We start from the raw sequence: 16,507 nt of genomic DNA, 5'->3' as shown, positions 1-16,507 counted from the left end.
GCGCGGTAATCCGCCTGGTAGGTACGCCGACCCGCCCTCGAGGTCACCGGAATGTCCGCGCACGCATCGTCCGCGCGCGGGCAGTTGGCAGGTCTTCGGACTCGCGGGCACGTTCTCACCATCTGAGAACACCTACTGGCCGTCGCTTCCCGGGCCCTTCGTGGGCCCAGTGCGTATGACGGCGGTCGTTCCCGCTCACCGCTGCGGGGCAGTCCCGGATTCCCACCGGGTTCCCTCTTGCGACGCGTCCCGCCTGGCTGACGGGGCGAACCAGCTGCACCGCCAGCCTATACACGGGAAGGCCGGGGAAGCGACCCTCAGCCGCCGCTCACCGGCCGCCCCGCCGCGAGGGCGGCCAGTTCGTCCGGGGTGCGCGGACCGGGCGCCGACGCGGTCAACAGCCCTTGCGCGCGCAGGAGATCCGCGGCGGCGGCACCCCACGGCAACCGCAGTCCCGCCTGCCGAAGGAGATCGGTCCGTGCCAGTGCCGAGGGCGCGGGAGCGATGTGCACACCGTCCGGGGTGAGGAGCGCCGCGTCGTCGGCCCAGCGCAGGGCGAGATCGACGTCGTGGGTGGCCATCACCACCGTGGTGCCGCTCGCTCGCAGTCCGTCGAGCGTGCTGAGGAGCCGTTCCTGGCCGTCGGGGTCGAGTCCGGCCGTCGGCTCGTCGAGGACGAGGACACGGGGCCGCATGGCGACCGCCCCCGCGATGGCGGTCCGTTTGCGCTGCCCGTAGGAGAGCAGATGGGTGGGCCGGCCGGCCAGGGCGGTGATGTCCAGGGCGGCGAGCGCCTCCGCCACCCGCGCCCGTACCTCCGCATCGGCCAGTCCGAGGTTCAGCGGCCCGAACGACACATCCTGCTCGACGGACGCCGCGAACAGCTGGTCGTCCGGGTCCTGCACCACGAGCTGGACGGTCGTCCGCAGCCGGGTCAGGCCCTTGCGGTCGTACGTCACCCGCTGCCCGTCGACCGTCAACCGCCCGTCGTTCGGCCGCAGTCCGCCGCTGAGCAGCCGCATCAGCGTGGTCTTGCCGCTGCCGTTGCGGCCGAGCAGCGCGAGCGCCCGCCCCTCGCGGATATCGAAGTCGAGGCCGCTGAGCACGGTTGGGCCGTCCTCGTAGGCGAAGGACGCGCCCCGCAGGGCGACGAGGGCGGGCTCGCTCATGTCGGCGGCCTTTCCAGTACGAAGGTGAGGACGGCCAGTGCCGCGAGGAGCGCGCAACTGGCGACCGTGAAGCGGACGGAGACGCGGGCCTCGGGCACCAGGACACGCAGGGTGCCGTCGTAGCCGCGCCCGGCGAGCCCGGCCTGGAGGCGGGCCGCCCGGTCGAAGGCCCGGACGAACGCGGTGGCGCCGAGCCCGCCCAGCGAACGCCAGGCGGCGGCCCGCGTGATGTGCCCCAGCCGGGCGGCCTGCGCGTCGCGGATCCGGCGCACGGAGTCCAGCAGCAGAAAGCTCATGCGGTACGTCACGAGTGCGACATCGACGACCGGCGCCGGGATGCCGGCCCGGACCAGGCGCGGCAGCAGGTCGGACATGGGCGTGGTGAAGGCGAACAGCAGCACCCCCAGGGAGGCCGCCGAGGTGCGCAGCAGCAACTCCCCGGCCCGCAGGGGCCCGTCGTCCGCGAGGGAGACGAAGCCCTCCGGCCCGCCGACCTGCACGAGCAGCGTGACCGCGCCGGTCACGCAGAAGCCCAGCGGCACGCGGTAGGCCCGCCACAGCCGGCGGCCGGGCACACCGGCCGGCCCCAGCAGCAGCGACACGGCCGTCACGAGCACCAGGGCCGCGCCCGGCCAGGGCGGCAGCGAGATGGCCAGCACGGTGAGTCCCAGACCGAGCACGGCCTTGTCCACGGGATGACGGCGGCGCCAGCGACTGCTGTGCGCCGCCGCGTCGATCGGCAGCACGCGGCTCAGGCCCTCTCGGCCGTGGACTCCTCGGCGTCCCGCTCCCGCGCCTGCCGCTCACCCTGCCGCCGGCCGCGGCGCAGACCGAAGTAGTAGGCGAGGACACCGGCGCCGAGAGCCGCCTGGAGGGAGAACAGAGCCGACTCGATCTCACCGGACGGCGGTTCGTACAGCGGCGAGAACCATGGCTTGTAGTCCGGCTCGATCTCGGTGATCGCCGTCTCCGCCTCACCGTCGGCGCCCGTGAACGGCTCCTTCTTGTGGTCGCCGAGGCCGAGCGCGAGCGGCAGTACGGCGAGCGCCACCACGGCGAGCAGCAGCAGGATGTTGATCTTCGTGTTCTTCTTCATCGGGCTGCCACCTCGGTCTCGGTCACGGACTGCTTCTTGGCGAGGAGCACGCCCAGCCGGGTCAGTTCGCCCTTGCTGGACTGCACCAGCAGCCGCATCACGAGCACCGTCAGCAGCCCCTCGCTCACCGCGAGCGGGATCTGGGTGACGGCGAAGATGGTGCCGAACTTGCCGAGCGCCCCCACGAACCCGCTGCCCGGGTCGGGGAAGGCGAGCGCCAGCTGCACGCTGGTGACGCAGTACGTGGACAGGTCGGCGAAGAACGCCCCGAAGAAGACCGCGACCATCAGCGGCACGTCGTACCGCCGCAGCAGCTTGTACACGGCGTATCCGGCCCAGGGCCCGACGATCGCCATGGAGAACACGTTGGCGCCGAGCGTGGTCAGACCGCCGTGTGCGAGCAGCAGCGCCTGGAAGAGCAGGGTGATGGTGCCCAGCACCGCCATGATGGGTGGCCGGAACAGGATGGCTCCCAGGCCCGTCCCGGTGGGGTGGGAGCAACTGCCGGTGACCGACGGCAGTTTCAGGGCGGACAAAACGAATGTGAAGGCACCGGAGGCACCGAGGAGCAGGGTGCTCTCGGGGTGCTCGCGCACTTCACGGGTGAGCGACCGGACCCCGTGGACGACGAACGGCGCCGACGCGACGCCCCAGGCGACCGCGTGTGCGGGCGGCAGAAAACCCTCGGCTATGTGCATGGCTCAGCAGACCCTCTCCAGCACCTCGTGGATGGTTGACGCGCCTTGGCCGGTCTCCTGGCTTACGGGTACCACCGCCCGTACTCCGCCTTCCCGGGGCAAGGGCTCTGGCTCCACATTCCCGTCGTCCGCCCGGAGGGCGGGCCGTGCGGCGTCTGGCGCGTGCGATCGCAAGGCGCCGGAGCGCCCTCGTGGCGGAGCCACGTGGGCGGTTCGGCAACGCGGCGAGCGTGCGTGCCAGGCGTCGCACGGCAGACGGGAATGTGGAGCCAGAGCCCTAGGACCCAGTGGCTGCCCGTGAGGGCCGGAGCCGGACTTCCCGATTCACAGTGGCGAGGGCCGCACCGGCATCACACCGGCTTTCCCGTTCACCAAGGCGTGGTGACAGTAGTGCCGAGATAAGGACGATGACAAGCCACCCGAGGGGGCGCGCGAGGGGGCGTCCGCTCGCACACCGGCGCAGGGCCGCTCAGTCGTCGCCCCCGTCGTCATCGTCGTCCCCGCTCTCCCAGTTCTGACGGGGCTTCTCCTGCTGGGGATTTTCCGCCTGTCGCGGTGGGTCGGCCGTCTCCTGCGCCGGGGTCGTGGGGCTGGGTGTCGCTTCGGCGGGGGTCGGGGGAGGAGGCGCGGTGGTGGACGGGGTGATATCGGCCACTGTGCCGGCGGCCGGAGTGCCGGCGGCCGGAGTCGTGTCCTCCGCCGGAGCGGAGGAGAGGGGCGAGGCGGAGCCGGCGGGCGGCGTGGCGGCGGGGCTGCTCGCGGAGGGGGACGCGTCGGGTTCCGTGCCCTCCGTCGCGGTGTCGTCGGGCGAGAACCACAGCATGCCGGCGAGCATCGCGGCGGCGAAGAGTGCCGCCGCGGCGACCGTCGCGGCCGCTCTGCGCCGGTTGCCGGGACCGCCCCGAGGCGCGGCGCGACGCGAACGCCCGGCCTGGGCCGTGCGTCCGGTGCGCAGCCCCGGGGCGCCGGGCAGCGCGTACGTGGCCGGGTTGCGGGTCTCGGCGGCCGGATACGGCCTCGGCGTGGCGGACGTCACCGGGGGCGCGGCCTCCGGCAGCGGTTCGGGCAGCCCTCGCCAGGCACCGCCGGCGAACCACTCGGCGGTCCGCTGGGCGGTGGGCCGGTCCTCGGGCTGCTTGGCGAGCAGGCCGAGCAGGTAGTTCTCGAAGGCCGGCGGGAGTCCGGCGACACCGAGCTCGCGGGGCGGTACGGGCGCGGAATCGAGGTGCTGGTGGAGGAGCGCGACGGCGGTGTCGGCCTGGAAAGGCGGTCGGCCGCTGAGGAGTTGGTAGAGCAGACACCCCAGGGAGTACATGTCGGAGGCGGGGCCGGCGGGCTGGCCCAGGGCGCGTTCGGGCGCGAGGTAGAGGCCGGTGCCGACGATCTGGCCGGTGGCGGTGAGCGCGGCGCCGGGGTCGTCGAGGAAGCGGGCGATGCCGAAGTCGCCGATCTTCAGGGTGCCGTGGGCGTCCAGCAGGAGGTTGGCGGGTTTGACGTCACGGTGGACGATGCCCTGCGCGTGTGCGGCGGCGAGCCCGGAGGCGGCCTGCGCGGCGAGATCGGCCACCCGCTCGGCGGGCAGCGCGCCGGAGGCGGCCAGCACCCCGGCGAGGCTGTCGCCTTCGACCAGTTCCATCACCAGGTACAGCCGGTTGTCGTACTCGCCGAAGTCCAGGACACCGACCAGATTGGGGTGGTTGAGACGCCCGGCGGTCTGGGCCTCCAGACGGAACCGGGAGGCCGCCGTGACGTCGGTGTCCTGGGGCAGCAGCAGCTTGACGGCCACCGCTCTGGCGAGCGTCTCGTCGTACGCGCGCCAGACCTCTCCCATTCCACCGCGCCCGATCTCAACATCCAGCCGGTAGCGGCCCGCTAGCAGCACTCGTCCTCGTCTCATGCGTGTGGGAAGGTACGTCGCCGCATGCCGAACTCCCCGTTTTGACACGGGGGTTGGTGAGGGACGTCGCAGCCGTCCCAGGATACTGGCGCCGCGTGACTCCTGATCTCCGCAGCGGTGTCGAGGGACGGTACGGTCCCGGAAATCCGGGAGCGGAGCCGTCGCCCGGTGGGGTGACGGTGCGGTGCGCGTGGTTGCCGGGGTGCCTTCGCGCGCCTCGGGGCGCCGGATCGGGCCGCCGTGGTCGTCCAGTGGTGCCTTGACGTGCCGGGTCAGGCCGTCTCGCCCGCCCCCTCCGCCCGTTCCTCCCGGCGCGGCAGCAGAACGACTGTCAGGGCCGGTACGGCCGCGAGGACCAGCCAGGGCACGGCGGCCGGGAGGCCGAGGTCGAGCAGGGAGCCGGTGGCCGCGCTGCCGGCCAGGACGATCAGGCCGGAGACGGAGGACAGCGCCCCCATGTAGAGTCCGATCCGGCCCTCTTCGGCCAGGTCGGGCACCCAGGCCCGGGCAGCGGGCACGACCAGCATCTGCCCCACCGTGAGCAGCACGACGAAGCCCGCGGCGGGCAGCAGCCCGGCGACTCCCGTCCAGCCGGCGGGGCGCGCCGCGGCCACCACCACGAAACCGGCCGAGATCAGCAGCAGCCCGGCCGTCATGGAGCGACGCAGGTCCAGCCGGTCGCCCGCCCAGCGGGTCACCGGCAGCTGGGTGAACACCACCAGCACCGAGGACAGGGCGAACAGCCAGGACAGCGGCGCCTGGGAGCCCGTCGCACGCCGCACCTCGTCCGGCAGCGCCAGATACAGCTGGTTGTAGGCGAGCAGGTACGAGCCGTACGCGCCGCACAGGGCCAGGAAGCGGCGGTTGCGCAGCAGCACGCGCGCCCCGCCCCGCTCCCGGGTACGGACCCGGCCCGGGATGTGCTGCGGCATCAGCCAAAGATGCCCGGCCAGGACGAGCACGAAGACCGCCGCGCCAGCGAGGCACGCGGTGCGGAAGTCGACGGCGAGCAGCAACCCGCCGAGCAGCGGTCCGACGAAGGCCCCGGCCTGGCCCGCGACGCTGAACAGCGCCAGGAGACGTGTGCGCGAGCCGCGTCCCTCCCCCTCCCACACCACCGCCTGGCGGGCCACCTCGGACTCCACGGCGGGGGAGAACAGCGCGGCGGCGAAACCGATCACCAGCACGGCGCCGATCACGGCCCAGCTCGCCTCCGCGTACCCGAGCCAGGCGAACCCGGCGATCCGCAGCAGACAGCCGGCCAGCACGACCGGCCGCACCCCGAACCGGTCCACAAGCCAGCCGCCGACCACGAACAGCCCCTGCTGGCTGAAGGTGCGCAGTCCGAGCACGAAGCCGACCAGCCAGCCCGCCATGCCGATCGCGGTGCCGAGGTGCTCGGCGAGGAACGGCAGGACGGCGTAGAAGCCGACGTTGAAGGCGAGCTGGGTCAGGATCAGCAGCCGCAGCAGCGGCGACAGCTCTTTCCAGAGCCGCCAGGTGCTCTCGCGCGGGGTCTTGGGCATGCGGGCGGAACGGCGGGCCAGCACGCGGGAGATGAGGTCGGTCATCGTTCTTCTGTCGGTGAGGTGGCCACAGGGGCCAGGAGGGCGTCGGGGCTGTTCCGCTGTTGCCGCGAGGGCATGATCCGCTCCATGGGGGGACCGGCCGGGCTCGCGGGCCGCCTGCGCCGCCGGGGCAGCCGTACGCCGCCCGCGGCCGTCACCGCGAGCGCCCCCAGCAGGGTGAGTACGGCGGCGGGGAAGAGGACGGCCCACGGGGCGCGCTCGGCGTACGGCTGGTTCTCGGCGAGCAGCAGCCCCCACTCGGGGGACGGCGGCTGGGCGCCCAGGCCGAGGAAGCCGAGGGCGGCCAGGCTCAGCGCGATGCCGGGCAGCCGGAGCAGGGCGTGCCGGGCCACCGGTGCCAGCACGGCGGGCAGCAGTTCGTGCGAGAGCAGATACCAGCGACCGGCGCCCAGTGCGCGGGTCGCGGCCAGGTGCGTGGTCGCGCGCTCCTGCCGCAGCAGGGAGGACGTGTGGGCGGCCAGCGGGGACCAGGCCACGACGCCCACGGCGAACGCCGGCGTCCAGGGCCCGCTGCCCGCGACGCCGGCGACGAGGAGGCCGGCCAGGACGGGCGGCACGGCGCTGACGGTGTCGACCAGCGGCCCGGAGAGCCTCGGCAGCAGCCCGAGCAGCAGCCCCGCGACGAGTGCGGCGGCGCTCACCGCGAGGGCGATACCGAGGGTGGTCAGCGCGCCGTGGGAGACCCGGGCGAGTACGTCCCTGCCGAGCGCGTCCGTCCCGAACGGATGCGCCAGGGAGGGGGCCCGCAGCCGGGCGAGGGCGTCCAGGGTGCGCGCGTCGCGGGGCAGGCCGAACCCGATGACGGCGGCGAGCAGGGCCCCGTAGAGCAGGGGCAGGGCGCGGGGCGCGGACGGGCCGGGGCGGTGCAGGGAGTGCAGGGCGCCGTCGCGCAGCGCGGGCCCGATGAGCAGCCGGGCCGACAGCCGGGCGAGGACCCCGGCGACGGCCGCGACCAGGACGAGGGCGAGGGTGCCGGTCTGCAGGACGGGCAGGTCCTGGGCGAGGGCGGCCTGCAGGGTGAGCCGGCCCAGGCCCGGGATGTCGAAGATCTGCTCGACGGCGACCGAGCCGCCGGTCAGGCCGACCACGAACAGGCCCAGGTTGGGCAGCAGTCCGGGCACGCAGCGGCGCACCGCCTGCCGTGCGACGGACCTCGGCGGGACGGCGCGTGCCGCGGCCGCCAGGGCCCACGGTTCGGCGAACGCGCTGGGCAGCAGGTCGTCCAGCATCCGTCCGAGGATCGCCCCGGCGGGCAGACCGAGAGCCAGCGAGGGCAGCACCATCCACTGCGGCCCGTACCAGCCGAGAGCCGGCAGCCAGCCCAGTTGGACGCCGATCACCGAGGCCAGCACGGAGGCGACGAGGAACTCGGGCAGTGCGGCCAGCACGGCGGACGCCGTGCCGCCGGGGCCGCGTGCGGCGAGCCGCCCCCGCGAGCCGAGCCGGAGTGTGCGGGCGCACACCGCGGCCACCGTGCCCGCCGCGACCACGAGGGCCCCGGACATCAGCAGCAGCGACGCGCCGAGCGCCTGCACGACGCCGGGCAGCACCTGGCCGCCGGACACCCACGACGTGCCCGCGTCCCCGTGCGGCAGACCGCCCAGCCAGCGGCCGAGCAGCACCAGCGGGCCGTCGTCCAGGCCGAGTTGGCCGCGGATGGCGCGCAGTGTCTCGGGCGTGGGGTCGCGGTCCGCCGAGCGGGCCTTGAGCACGGTCAGCGCCGGGTCGGTGCGCGACAGCCACGGCAGCAGGCCGATCGCGCCCACCAGGGCGGCCATGAGCACGGCCCGCCACAGCAGCGTCGGGCCACCGCCCCGCGCGAGGACGCGCAGGGCGGCGAGGCCCTTGGCCAGGGGTGAGTTCGAGGTGTTCAGTGTCGTCCCCGTGGTGCTCAGGCGAAGGGAAGCTCGAAGTGCACCGCGCCGCTGCCCCCGCCGGGCACTTCCTCCCGCTCGTCGCACACCACCTTGCCCAGCGTCCGCCACAGGCCCATCGCACCGGGCGAGTGCGGATACGTGTGCAGATACACGGACCGGTAACCACCGTCGGCCCGGGCGAAGTCGACCAGGCCTGCCACCAGCCGCCGGGCCAGTCCGCGCCGCCGGTGTGCGGGGCCGACGTACAACCGCCGCAGCTGTGCGGTCTCGCCCGAGGGGTACCGCTCGGCCAGCCAGCGCGGATTCGGCGGATGCGCCGGCCCGCGCGCGTCCAGCGCCCCCGTGGCCGCCACCGTCCCGTCCCGCTCGTCCACGGCCACCAGGAGGGTGTGCCGCGGCGGTTCGACGTAGAACGGCACCGGGTCGATGATGTCGGCGTGCCAGTGCGGCACATAGCCGGTGCCGAAGTCGCGGTACACGGCGTCCAGCATCACCACCCGCGCCCCGTCGATGTCCGCGGGCGTGGCTTCCCTGATGCTGTAGTCATGCATTTGCGTATCATATGCAAATCACATGAAGGCTCATTCAGGGGCCGCTGATGTGATCTCGGGGGCGGCTGATGTGATGTGGGTCAGCACGCACCGCCAGTGCCCGTCCCGCTTCACGAACACATCCGTTGTCCACTCGTCGGCGTCGTAGCGTTCGCCCTGGTAGTGGGCCGTGTTGGTGACCCGTCCGGTGACCACGGCTGTGTCGCCGTAGACGCGGACCCTGGGCCGGGTCCTGAGGTCCATCGCGGAGTGGGTGAGCTCCCCGGACTCGACGAGGGAGAGGAACCTCTCCTTCGGGTCGATCCCCGACTCGGAGACGATCACCCACTCGTCCGCCATGAAGCCCGCGATGCGTGCGGGGTCGTTGGCGACGATCGCCGCCGCCCAGTCCCGCGCCAGACCGGCGAGTTCGCGGACGGTGTCCTCGCCGGGTTCCTGAGCTGCCGCGTCGGGACCTTGGTTCATGGCGCGACCGTAGCGTGTCAAGGCCGCGATCCGGGGTGTTCAGCGGTCCGGGTGACCTCGCGCGTCCCGGGCGCCGCCGAGGGAAAAGGATGCGGTCGTCGTTGCCCGGCCGTCCGCCCGTCGACCGAAGGTGATCCCCCGTGTCCCTGACCGCCCCCGCCCAGTCCGCCGTCGGCACCGCTCAGCAGTCCCAGAGCCCGGTCGACATCCGTCCGCAGGCCACCGACGTCTCGGCCCTGCCACCCCCGCGCCTGCGGCATCCGGCGCGGCTCGCCCTGCGTCTGCGCTTCGAGCGTCCGAAGCGGCATCGGCCCGACTGCGCCCGGGCCGAGGAGGGCTCGGTGAAGGCCGAGCCGCCGCGCGGACAGGACTGCCTGATGAGCGTCGGCGACGCCACCTACCAATTGGAGGACATCCACTGGCACACGCCGTCCGAGCACACCGTCGGCGGGGTGGCGTTCCCGATGGAACAGCACCTGAAGTACGCACGGACGATCGGGGAGGGGGAGGAGGGACGGGGACGGGGACGCGACCGTGGCCGGTGCGAAGGAGTACGCGGTGCTCGCCGTCTTCGTCCACCCGGGCGACGGCAACGGCGCCCTGGACCGGCTGCTGGAATCCGCCCGCCGGAGCGAAGACCCCTGGGACGTGCCCGACGTGGAGATCGACACCCTGCTGCCGCCCTGCACCGAGTCCTACCGCTACCTCGGGTCCACCACGACCTGCCCGTACACCACCGGGGTGCGCTGGACGGTCCTGACCCATCCGGTCCAGGCGTCCGCCGCCGCGCTGGAGCACTACCGGGGCCTCTTTCCCGAGGGCAACGCCCGCGAGGTGCAGCCACTCGGGAAGCGGCGCATCGCCGGGGACAGCCACCGGTGGTGGTGACTGACCCGGCCGGGGGACACGTCAGCCGGGGTGTGCGCCACCGGGATGGCAACCGGCCGGTCCGCGGCCGAGCCGGTCGCCGTAGTCGGTAGAGGCGGCGACCACCGGGATCCGGGCCAAGGGAGCGGAGAACTGCCGGGACACCCCCGACGCCAGAGCCGGCCGCAGCACCCGTTCGCCGGGCGGCGGGTCAGATTCAGCCCTGGGCCGGGGTGAGCACCACGAAGTCCGCGTTGGCCGGGTCGAGGCAGACGGCCAGCCGTCCGACGCCCTCCGCGTCCTCGGGACCCATCTGCACGCTGCCGCCGTTCTCCCTGACCTTGGCCACCGCGGCGTCGCAGTCGTCGACGGCGAAGACCGGGTGCCAGTACGGCCGCCCGTTCGCCAGCGACAGGTCCTTCTTGCCGACCTCCATGAGGCCGCCGTGCATCCGCTCCTCGGGCAGTCCGGCGGGAGTGATGAGGGTGTACGTGCCCCCGCCGCCCGGCAGCGGCATGTCACTGAACTGCCAGTCGAAGAGTCCGCCGTAGAACTCCTTCGCGGCCGCCGCGTCGCTCGTGTACAGCTCGGTCCAGGACAGCGAACCCGGCTGGTCGACCAGATCGAGGCCCTTGGTCGTCCCCGGCTGCCAGACGGCGAACTGGCCTCCCTGGGGGTCGGTGTACTGCGCCATCCGGCCCCATTCCTCGAGGTCCATCGGCGCGACGCGCACGCTGCCGCCCGACTGCTCCACGGCCTTCGTCGTGGCGTCCGCGTCGGCGACGCTGTAGTAGAGCATCCAGGCCGAGCGCGCTCCCTCCTCGGTGAGCTTGCCGATGCCGGCGACGATCTTGCCGTCCTTCCGGAACATCCCGCCCTCGAAGTCCTCGCTCTCGCCCATGGACTCGTAGTCCCACCCGAGCACGGCGCCGTAGAAGGCGGCGGCGGCCCGGACGTCCGGAGCGCCGAGGTCGAGCCAACAGGGGGAACCGGGGGCGAACTCCGTGGTGATCATGGCGATGCTTCCCTTCCGCAGGTCCTGTGTGCCCAGCGTGACACCGGGCACTGACAAGCGCCCGTCGGCCGCTCTCCGATGGGGGACCCCCGGTCGCAGGTGTCCGGTGCTGCCCTGCGCTGCCCGGTGGTGATCCCCGGCGGGTGGTCCGGCCGTGGAATCATCGGGTTCGTCGACCGGTCGGGTGGTCGCGGAGCTCTGTGCGGTGAGGGTGGTGGGCGGGCGTGGTGCACGGCTGGGAGTGGGACGACACGTTGTTCTCGGGGACCGCCGCGTACTACGAGCGGGGGCGGCTGCCTTACGCCGCCGGGCTGGCGGACGCGCTCGCCGAGGAGTTGCGGCTCGACGGGGAGGGGCGCCTCCTCGACGTGGGCTGCGGGCCCGGAACCATTGCCCTGAGCCTCGCGCATCTCTTCGGCGAGATCGTCGGAGTGGACCCCGACAGCGGGATGATCGCCGAAGCCGGGCGCGGGGCCACCAACCGGGGACTGGGCGCCAAGACCCGGTGGGTCCGGGCTCGGGCCGAAGCCCTGCCCGCGGGGCTCGGAACGTTCGCCGTCGCCACCTTCGGTCAGTCCTTCCACTGGATGGACCGCGACCTGGTGGCCGCGACCGTCCGGGACATGCTCCGGCCCGGCGGGGCACTGGCGCACATCGCCGACCTGAAGACGGAGCCCCGGACCGTCGACGGCATGCCGTACCCGACGGTCCCCTACGCGGGGGTGGACGACCTGGTGAAGCGGTACCTGGGACCCGTGCGACGAGCGGGCCGCGGGGTGCTGGCGCAAGGGACACCGGGCGCCGAGGACGAGGTGTTCGCCCGGGCGGGCTTCTTGGGCCCCCGGCGTCTCGTCGTGCCCGGCGGGCAGGTGCTGGAGCGGACCTTCGACGATGTCGTCGCCTGGGTGTTCTCCATGTCGTTCTCGGCACCGCATCTCTTCGAAGGGCGCCGGGACGACTTCGAGACGGATCTGCGGCTGCTGTTGCGCGAGGCCTCGCAGTCGGGCCGGTTCTCCGAGCGGGCACCGAGCACGGAGGTCTTCGTATGGCGCAAGGACTCGAACGCCTGATCAGGTTGCCGCGTCAGTGGACGGACATACCGCCGTCGACGTAGACCGACTGTCCGGTGACGTAGGCGGACGCCGGGCTCGCCAGGAAGACGGCCGCGCCCGCGAAGTCCTCGGCCAGGCCGTTCCGCCCGATCAGCGTGCGGGCGGCGAGGGCGGCCACCTTCTCCGGATCCGACGACAGACGCTCGTTGAGCGCTGTCATGACGAAACCCGGCACCAGGACGTTGCAGGTGACGCCCCGCGGCGACCACGCCTCGGCCTGAGACCGCGCCAGCGACTCGAGACCGCCCTTCGAGGCGCCGTACGCGCCGCTCTGCACGAAAGCCCGATGCGCCTGCTGCGAGCTGATGTGCACGATCCGCCCGTATCCGCGCTCCGCCATGCCCGGGCCGAAGCGCTGCCCCAGCAGGAAGGGCGCCTCGAGGTTGACGGCCATCGTGAGGTCCCAGACGTCCTCGGTGAGTTCGTCCATCGGCGGGCGCAGATTGATCCCGGCGCTGTTGACCAGAATGTCGGGCTCCCCGAACGCCTCGACCGCGCGCTCGGCGGCCGTCCGCACACCCTCGCGCGTGCTCAGGTCCGCGCTGACCCACGCGGCGCGGCAGCCCTGAGCCGTCAGCTCGTCGACCGTCGCGGTCAGTCCGGCCTCGCCGCGGGCCACGACCACCACGCTCGCGCCGGCGCGGGCGAGGGCGCCGGTGATGGCGCGGCCGATGCCGGAACTGCCGCCGGTGACCACCGCGACGCGGCCGTCCAGGGAGAACAACTCGGAGAGATACGTCTGCGTTGACCGGGTGGCCTGTGTCGTCATGACCCGACACTCTAAGTGGATGGATCACAGGGGGAGTCGGTGGGACAGGGTGGCAGCCCGGCCCGTCCATGCCCGCCGGAAGACGCGGCTGACGCATACTGGAACGTCATGGACCACACCCCTCACCACCCCGAACGGCACCCGCGCGGGACGGCGTCCTGGGGGACCGCCGTGAAGGCGACGCTGCACTGTCTGACGGGCTGTGCGATCGGCGAGATCCTCGGCATGGTCATCGGCACCGCGCTCGCGTGGGGCAACGTGCCCACCATGGTTCTGGCGATCGGGCTCGCCTTCCTCTTCGGCTACTCGTTCACCCTGTTCGCGGTCCTGCGGGCCGGCCTCGGTCTCAAGGCCGCGATCAAGGTCGCGCTGGCCGCGGACACAATCTCGATCGCCGTGATGGAACTCGTGGACAACGCGATCATCGCGCTCACCCCGGGCGCGTTGGAGGCCCACCTCACGGACGGACTGTTCTGGTCCGCGCTGCTGGGCGGTTTCGCGGTCGCCTTCGTGATCACGACCCCGGTCAACAAGTGGATGATCGGCCGGGGCAAGGGGCATGCCGTCGTGCACGCCCACCACTGACTCCGAGGAGAGTCACCAGCCGGTGAGCAGTCGGACGTGCCCGTCGGGGAGTTTCGGCCACCAGTGGTGATAGCGGCGGTAGACCTCGGTGTCGCGGCCGGTCAGCAGCCGTGTCAACGACGCTGCCTCCGCGGCGAGGCCCTCCCACGCGGTGCGTGGCAGGTCGTGGAACGCCGTGGCCTCGATGCCGCCGTCGACCGCGCGCCACACGCCGGCGACCCGGCCGTCGACCAGCAGGGTGGGCAGCACGTCACCGTTGACGCGGATCACCAGACGGCGATAGTCCGGCGGGATCACGCGGCTGCGGTCGGCGTGGGCCAGCAGGACGCTGTCCCACATGGCCATGAGCCGCGGCGGCGCCGGAGTGTCCGCCGGTGGGCGCGGGGCGTCCGGTACGTCGAACAGGACCGTCCCGTCCGGTCCGCGCAACTGCTCCACCGCGTCGGACAGGGCGAGCAGCGCCTGCCGTACGGGCTGCCGCGGCAGCATCGCGAACTGCGCCACGTCCGCGACCGATGCCGGCCCGAAGCCCCGCAGATAGCGCAGGACGAGCTGTCCGAGCGCCTCCGCCGCCGGCTCCCGGCCCGTCGGCACGGGACCGGTACGCGCCGCGACGAACGACGCCCGGGTGCCGAACGACCACGGCCCGCCGGTCGGGAGGTGGAGCAGCGGCGCGTACCCCTTGAGCCCCCACCACGCGCCGGCCTTCTTGTCCGCGCCGACCCGCTCCTCCAGCCATGCCTGAAGCTCCGCGGCCGTCCGCGGCCGGTCGGCGAAGTCCAGCAGTTCCGGGACGAGTGCCTCGCCGTCGGCCGGTGTGAGCCCCGCGGCGGCGAAGCGGAAGCCGAGCCTTGAGGCGTACAGCGTCTGCTGCATCGCCTCACGGAACACCTGGTAGTCGTCCGCGTGGACCGCGTGCAGCGTGATCCGCATCAGAGTCGCCTTGACCACCGCACGCCGCGCGAAGGCGTCGTCCAGCTCGGCCGGAGAGAAGCCGGCCAGCCGGTTCCACAGCGCCACGTACGGCGAAGCGGCATGCTGCGCCTGGAGCGCCACCACACGCCGCACGGCCTCCCCAGCCTCCATCACCTCCCGGCCCAGCAGCAACTGTCGGCCGAGGGTGGCCCGGTTGAGCTCCTGCGCGGTGATGTCCACGCCAGGGATTCTGCCGTCGCCTGCCCGGAGGCATCGACAGAGCATCGATTCCTGGGCAGTGGCCTGGATCACATGTCACGGATTGAGTGTCAGGGCCGGGCGATTTCCGTACCCATGGGTGACGGGGCGGGGCCGGATGCGAAGATGAGGCGCCATGACAGCTGGGTGGTGCGCTCGCACGACACGGGCCGCGGTGTTCGCGGCCGTCTGTGTCGTGCTCGCCGCCCTGGGGCACGTCATGATGTCCGGCGACCACGTGCCCCCCGCGACGTTGGTGGCCGGCTGGGCCGTGACGGGTGTGGCGGGCTGGTGCCTGGCGGGCCGCGAGCGCGGACTCCGGCTGGTCGTCGCCGTCGCCGTGGCCGTCCAGACGGGACTGCACTCGGCGTTCTCGCTCGTGCCGGCACCGGCCGCCGGGGCAGTGGGTGGCGCGGACTCCATGGACATGTCCTCCATGGGGCATGGCATGGGATCCATGAGCCACGGCATAGGTGCCACGGGGCTCGAAATGGGCTCCATGGCTCACCACATGGGGCATACGGGACACGCTTCGGGCGGTGACTCGTCCCTCGGCATGCTCGCCGCCCACCTGCTGGCCGCGCTGCTGTGCGGTCTGTGGCTGGGCCACGGCGAACGGGCCGTCTTCCGTCTGCTGCGCGCCGTGGGCAGCCGGCTGGCCGCGCCGCTGCGGCTCCTGTTCGCCCTCCCCGCGCCGCCACCCCCGCCCGTGCGCGTTCGGCGCCGGTCCTCGGACCGCGCGCCGCGCCTTCTCCTTCTCGTCCACGCGATCACCTCTCGAGGACCGCCCGTGGGAGCCGCTGCCGCCTGACGGCAGCCGGCAGTCCCGGGGCAGCACTCCGCGCGCCCCGGTCTCGGTCGTACGTCCGTACCTCGCGCCGTACGGATGCGGCCGTATCCCCGCTCACCGGGCCGCACGCGCGTGCGCGTGCTCCCGGAATCCCGAGAAGGACACCAGGTGATCACTCCTGCCCTGCCCCTTTCATCCGAGAGAAGCCCGTCGGCCGACGAGTCGATAACCGCCTGGGCGCTGGCCGCCCGCGGCGGCGACTCCGCCGCCGTCGACCACCTCGTGCGCGCCCTGCACCGTGACGTCATCCGCTACGTCGCCCACCTGTGCGCCGATCCGCAGGCCGTGGACGATCTGGCGCAGGACACGTTCCTGCGGGCGCTCGGCAGTCTGCACCGGTTCGAGGGCCGTTCCTCGGCGCGCGTCTGGATGCTGGCCATCGCCCGGCGTGCGGTGGCGGACAGCTTCCGGTACTCCGCCGTGCGCCCCCGCCCGGCCGATCTGGCGGACTGGGAGCTGGCGGCCGAACTCGCCCAGCCGCGCGGCCTGCCCGGCTTCGACGACGGCGTGGCACTGCTCGAGCTGATGGACGGACTGCCTCAGGAGCGGCGCGAGGCGTTCGTCCTCACGCAGCTGCTCGGTGTGCCGTACGCGGAGGCCGCCGCGCTGAGCGACTGCCCGGTCGGCACGGTCCGCTCCCGGGTGGCCCGTGCCCGGGCCACGCTCATGGCCCTGCTGGCCGAGGCGGAGGAACCGGCGACACCGGCGCCGCCGCCGTCACCCGCCTTGGCCGCGGCCTGACGTATGCCGGCCCTCCGTGCCCGCCGGCTCCGTCCGGCGGGCACCGCCCGCCC

17 protein-coding genes and 2 riboswitches are annotated in these 16,507 nt (G+C 73.1%); of the genes, 5 read left to right on the top strand and 12 right to left on the bottom strand.

The annotated features are described in order from the left end of the window. Positions 1–69: 69 nt before the first annotated feature. Positions 70–290, bottom strand: a riboswitch (cobalamin riboswitch). Positions 291–317: 27 nt separating this feature from the next. The 9 genes from OG542_RS03255 to OG542_RS03215 form a co-directional block, all read right to left on the bottom strand. Then, on the bottom strand, positions 318–1,169 hold the full coding sequence (locus OG542_RS03255) for an energy-coupling factor ABC transporter ATP-binding protein (RefSeq protein ID WP_311129217.1): 852 nt from the start codon (positions 1,167–1,169) through the stop codon (positions 318–320). After that, positions 1,166–1,915 (bottom strand): cobalt ECF transporter T component CbiQ, encoded by a 750-nt coding sequence (gene cbiQ / locus OG542_RS03250; RefSeq protein ID WP_328407996.1) that lies wholly within the window; start codon positions 1,913–1,915, stop codon positions 1,166–1,168. Before cbiQ ends, OG542_RS03255 begins: the two co-directional genes overlap by 4 nt. Positions 1,916–1,920: 5 nt before the next feature. After that, positions 1,921–2,265 carry an energy-coupling factor ABC transporter substrate-binding protein gene (locus tag OG542_RS03245; RefSeq protein WP_328407994.1) on the bottom strand — a complete coding sequence of 115 codons (345 nt, stop codon included), beginning with the start codon at positions 2,263–2,265 and terminating at the stop codon, positions 1,921–1,923. Further along, the gene (locus OG542_RS03240; RefSeq protein WP_184587271.1) at positions 2,262–2,963 is read right to left on the bottom strand and encodes an energy-coupling factor ABC transporter permease; all 702 of its coding nucleotides are present in this window, start codon (positions 2,961–2,963) and stop codon (positions 2,262–2,264) included. Before OG542_RS03240 ends, OG542_RS03245 begins: the two co-directional genes overlap by 4 nt. A 30-nt stretch (positions 2,964–2,993) precedes the next feature. Continuing rightward, a riboswitch (cobalamin riboswitch) is annotated at positions 2,994–3,376 on the bottom strand. Between the two features lie 56 nt (positions 3,377–3,432). Then, positions 3,433–4,860 (bottom strand): serine/threonine-protein kinase, encoded by a 1,428-nt coding sequence (locus tag OG542_RS03235; RefSeq protein WP_408057712.1) that lies wholly within the window; start codon positions 4,858–4,860, stop codon positions 3,433–3,435. A gap of 272 nt (positions 4,861–5,132) precedes the next feature. Further along, positions 5,133–6,386, bottom strand: coding sequence for an MDR family MFS transporter (locus tag OG542_RS03230; protein WP_328417739.1), 1,254 nt, complete (start codon positions 6,384–6,386; stop codon positions 5,133–5,135). A 41-nt stretch (positions 6,387–6,427) separates the two neighbouring features. Continuing rightward, positions 6,428–8,227 (bottom strand): ABC transporter permease subunit, encoded by a 1,800-nt coding sequence (locus OG542_RS03225; protein ID WP_328417737.1) that lies wholly within the window; start codon positions 8,225–8,227, stop codon positions 6,428–6,430. A gap of 113 nt (positions 8,228–8,340) precedes the next feature. Then, positions 8,341–8,877, bottom strand: coding sequence for a GNAT family N-acetyltransferase (locus tag OG542_RS03220; protein ID WP_328407992.1), 537 nt, complete (start codon positions 8,875–8,877; stop codon positions 8,341–8,343). Positions 8,878–8,907: 30 nt separating this feature from the next. After that, positions 8,908–9,342 (bottom strand): nuclear transport factor 2 family protein, encoded by a 435-nt coding sequence (locus tag OG542_RS03215; RefSeq protein ID WP_328407990.1) that lies wholly within the window; start codon positions 9,340–9,342, stop codon positions 8,908–8,910. 534 nt (positions 9,343–9,876) lie between these two features. Between OG542_RS03215 and OG542_RS03210 the strand changes: the two genes are divergently transcribed. Next, positions 9,877–10,230 (top strand): carbonic anhydrase family protein, encoded by a 354-nt coding sequence (locus tag OG542_RS03210; protein WP_328407988.1) that lies wholly within the window; start codon positions 9,877–9,879, stop codon positions 10,228–10,230. 196 nt (positions 10,231–10,426) lie between these two features. Here OG542_RS03210 and OG542_RS03205 read toward each other — a convergent pair whose 3' ends face one another. Then, positions 10,427–11,224: a VOC family protein gene (locus OG542_RS03205; RefSeq protein WP_328407986.1), complete on the bottom strand. Its 798-nt coding sequence runs from the start codon at positions 11,222–11,224 to the stop codon at positions 10,427–10,429. 224 nt (positions 11,225–11,448) lie between these two features. Between OG542_RS03205 and OG542_RS03200 the strand changes: the two genes are divergently transcribed. Then, positions 11,449–12,294, top strand: coding sequence for a class I SAM-dependent methyltransferase (locus OG542_RS03200; RefSeq protein ID WP_328407984.1), 846 nt, complete (start codon positions 11,449–11,451; stop codon positions 12,292–12,294). A gap of 13 nt (positions 12,295–12,307) precedes the next feature. Here OG542_RS03200 and OG542_RS03195 read toward each other — a convergent pair whose 3' ends face one another. After that, a complete protein-coding gene (locus tag OG542_RS03195; protein ID WP_328407982.1) occupies positions 12,308–13,105 on the bottom strand; it encodes an SDR family NAD(P)-dependent oxidoreductase in 798 nt (265 codons plus the stop codon). A gap of 108 nt (positions 13,106–13,213) precedes the next feature. Here OG542_RS03195 and OG542_RS03190 point away from each other — a divergent pair, with 108 nt between their 5' ends. After that, on the top strand, positions 13,214–13,690 hold the full coding sequence (locus tag OG542_RS03190) for a DUF4396 domain-containing protein (RefSeq protein ID WP_328407980.1): 477 nt from the start codon (positions 13,214–13,216) through the stop codon (positions 13,688–13,690). Positions 13,691–13,702: 12 nt separating this feature from the next. Here OG542_RS03190 and OG542_RS03185 read toward each other — a convergent pair whose 3' ends face one another. Then, on the bottom strand, positions 13,703–14,845 hold the full coding sequence (locus OG542_RS03185; protein ID WP_328407978.1) for a winged helix DNA-binding domain-containing protein: 1,143 nt from the start codon (positions 14,843–14,845) through the stop codon (positions 13,703–13,705). 154 nt (positions 14,846–14,999) lie between these two features. Between OG542_RS03185 and OG542_RS03180 the strand changes: the two genes are divergently transcribed. After that, positions 15,000–15,674 (top strand): hypothetical protein, encoded by a 675-nt coding sequence (locus tag OG542_RS03180; RefSeq protein WP_328407976.1) that lies wholly within the window; start codon positions 15,000–15,002, stop codon positions 15,672–15,674. Positions 15,675–15,821: 147 nt separating this feature from the next. Next, entirely contained in the window at positions 15,822–16,454 is a 633-nt protein-coding gene (locus tag OG542_RS03175; RefSeq protein WP_328407974.1) for a sigma-70 family RNA polymerase sigma factor, read from the top strand. Positions 16,455–16,507: the final 53 nt, after the last annotated feature.

Origin of the sequence: Streptomyces violaceus (genome assembly GCF_036014075.1) — a bacterium.
GTDB lineage: Bacteria > Actinomycetota > Actinomycetes > Streptomycetales > Streptomycetaceae > Streptomyces > Streptomyces violaceus.
The sequence above is the reverse complement of the archived record's forward strand: the minus strand, read 5'-3'. Positions and strand labels throughout refer to the sequence as shown.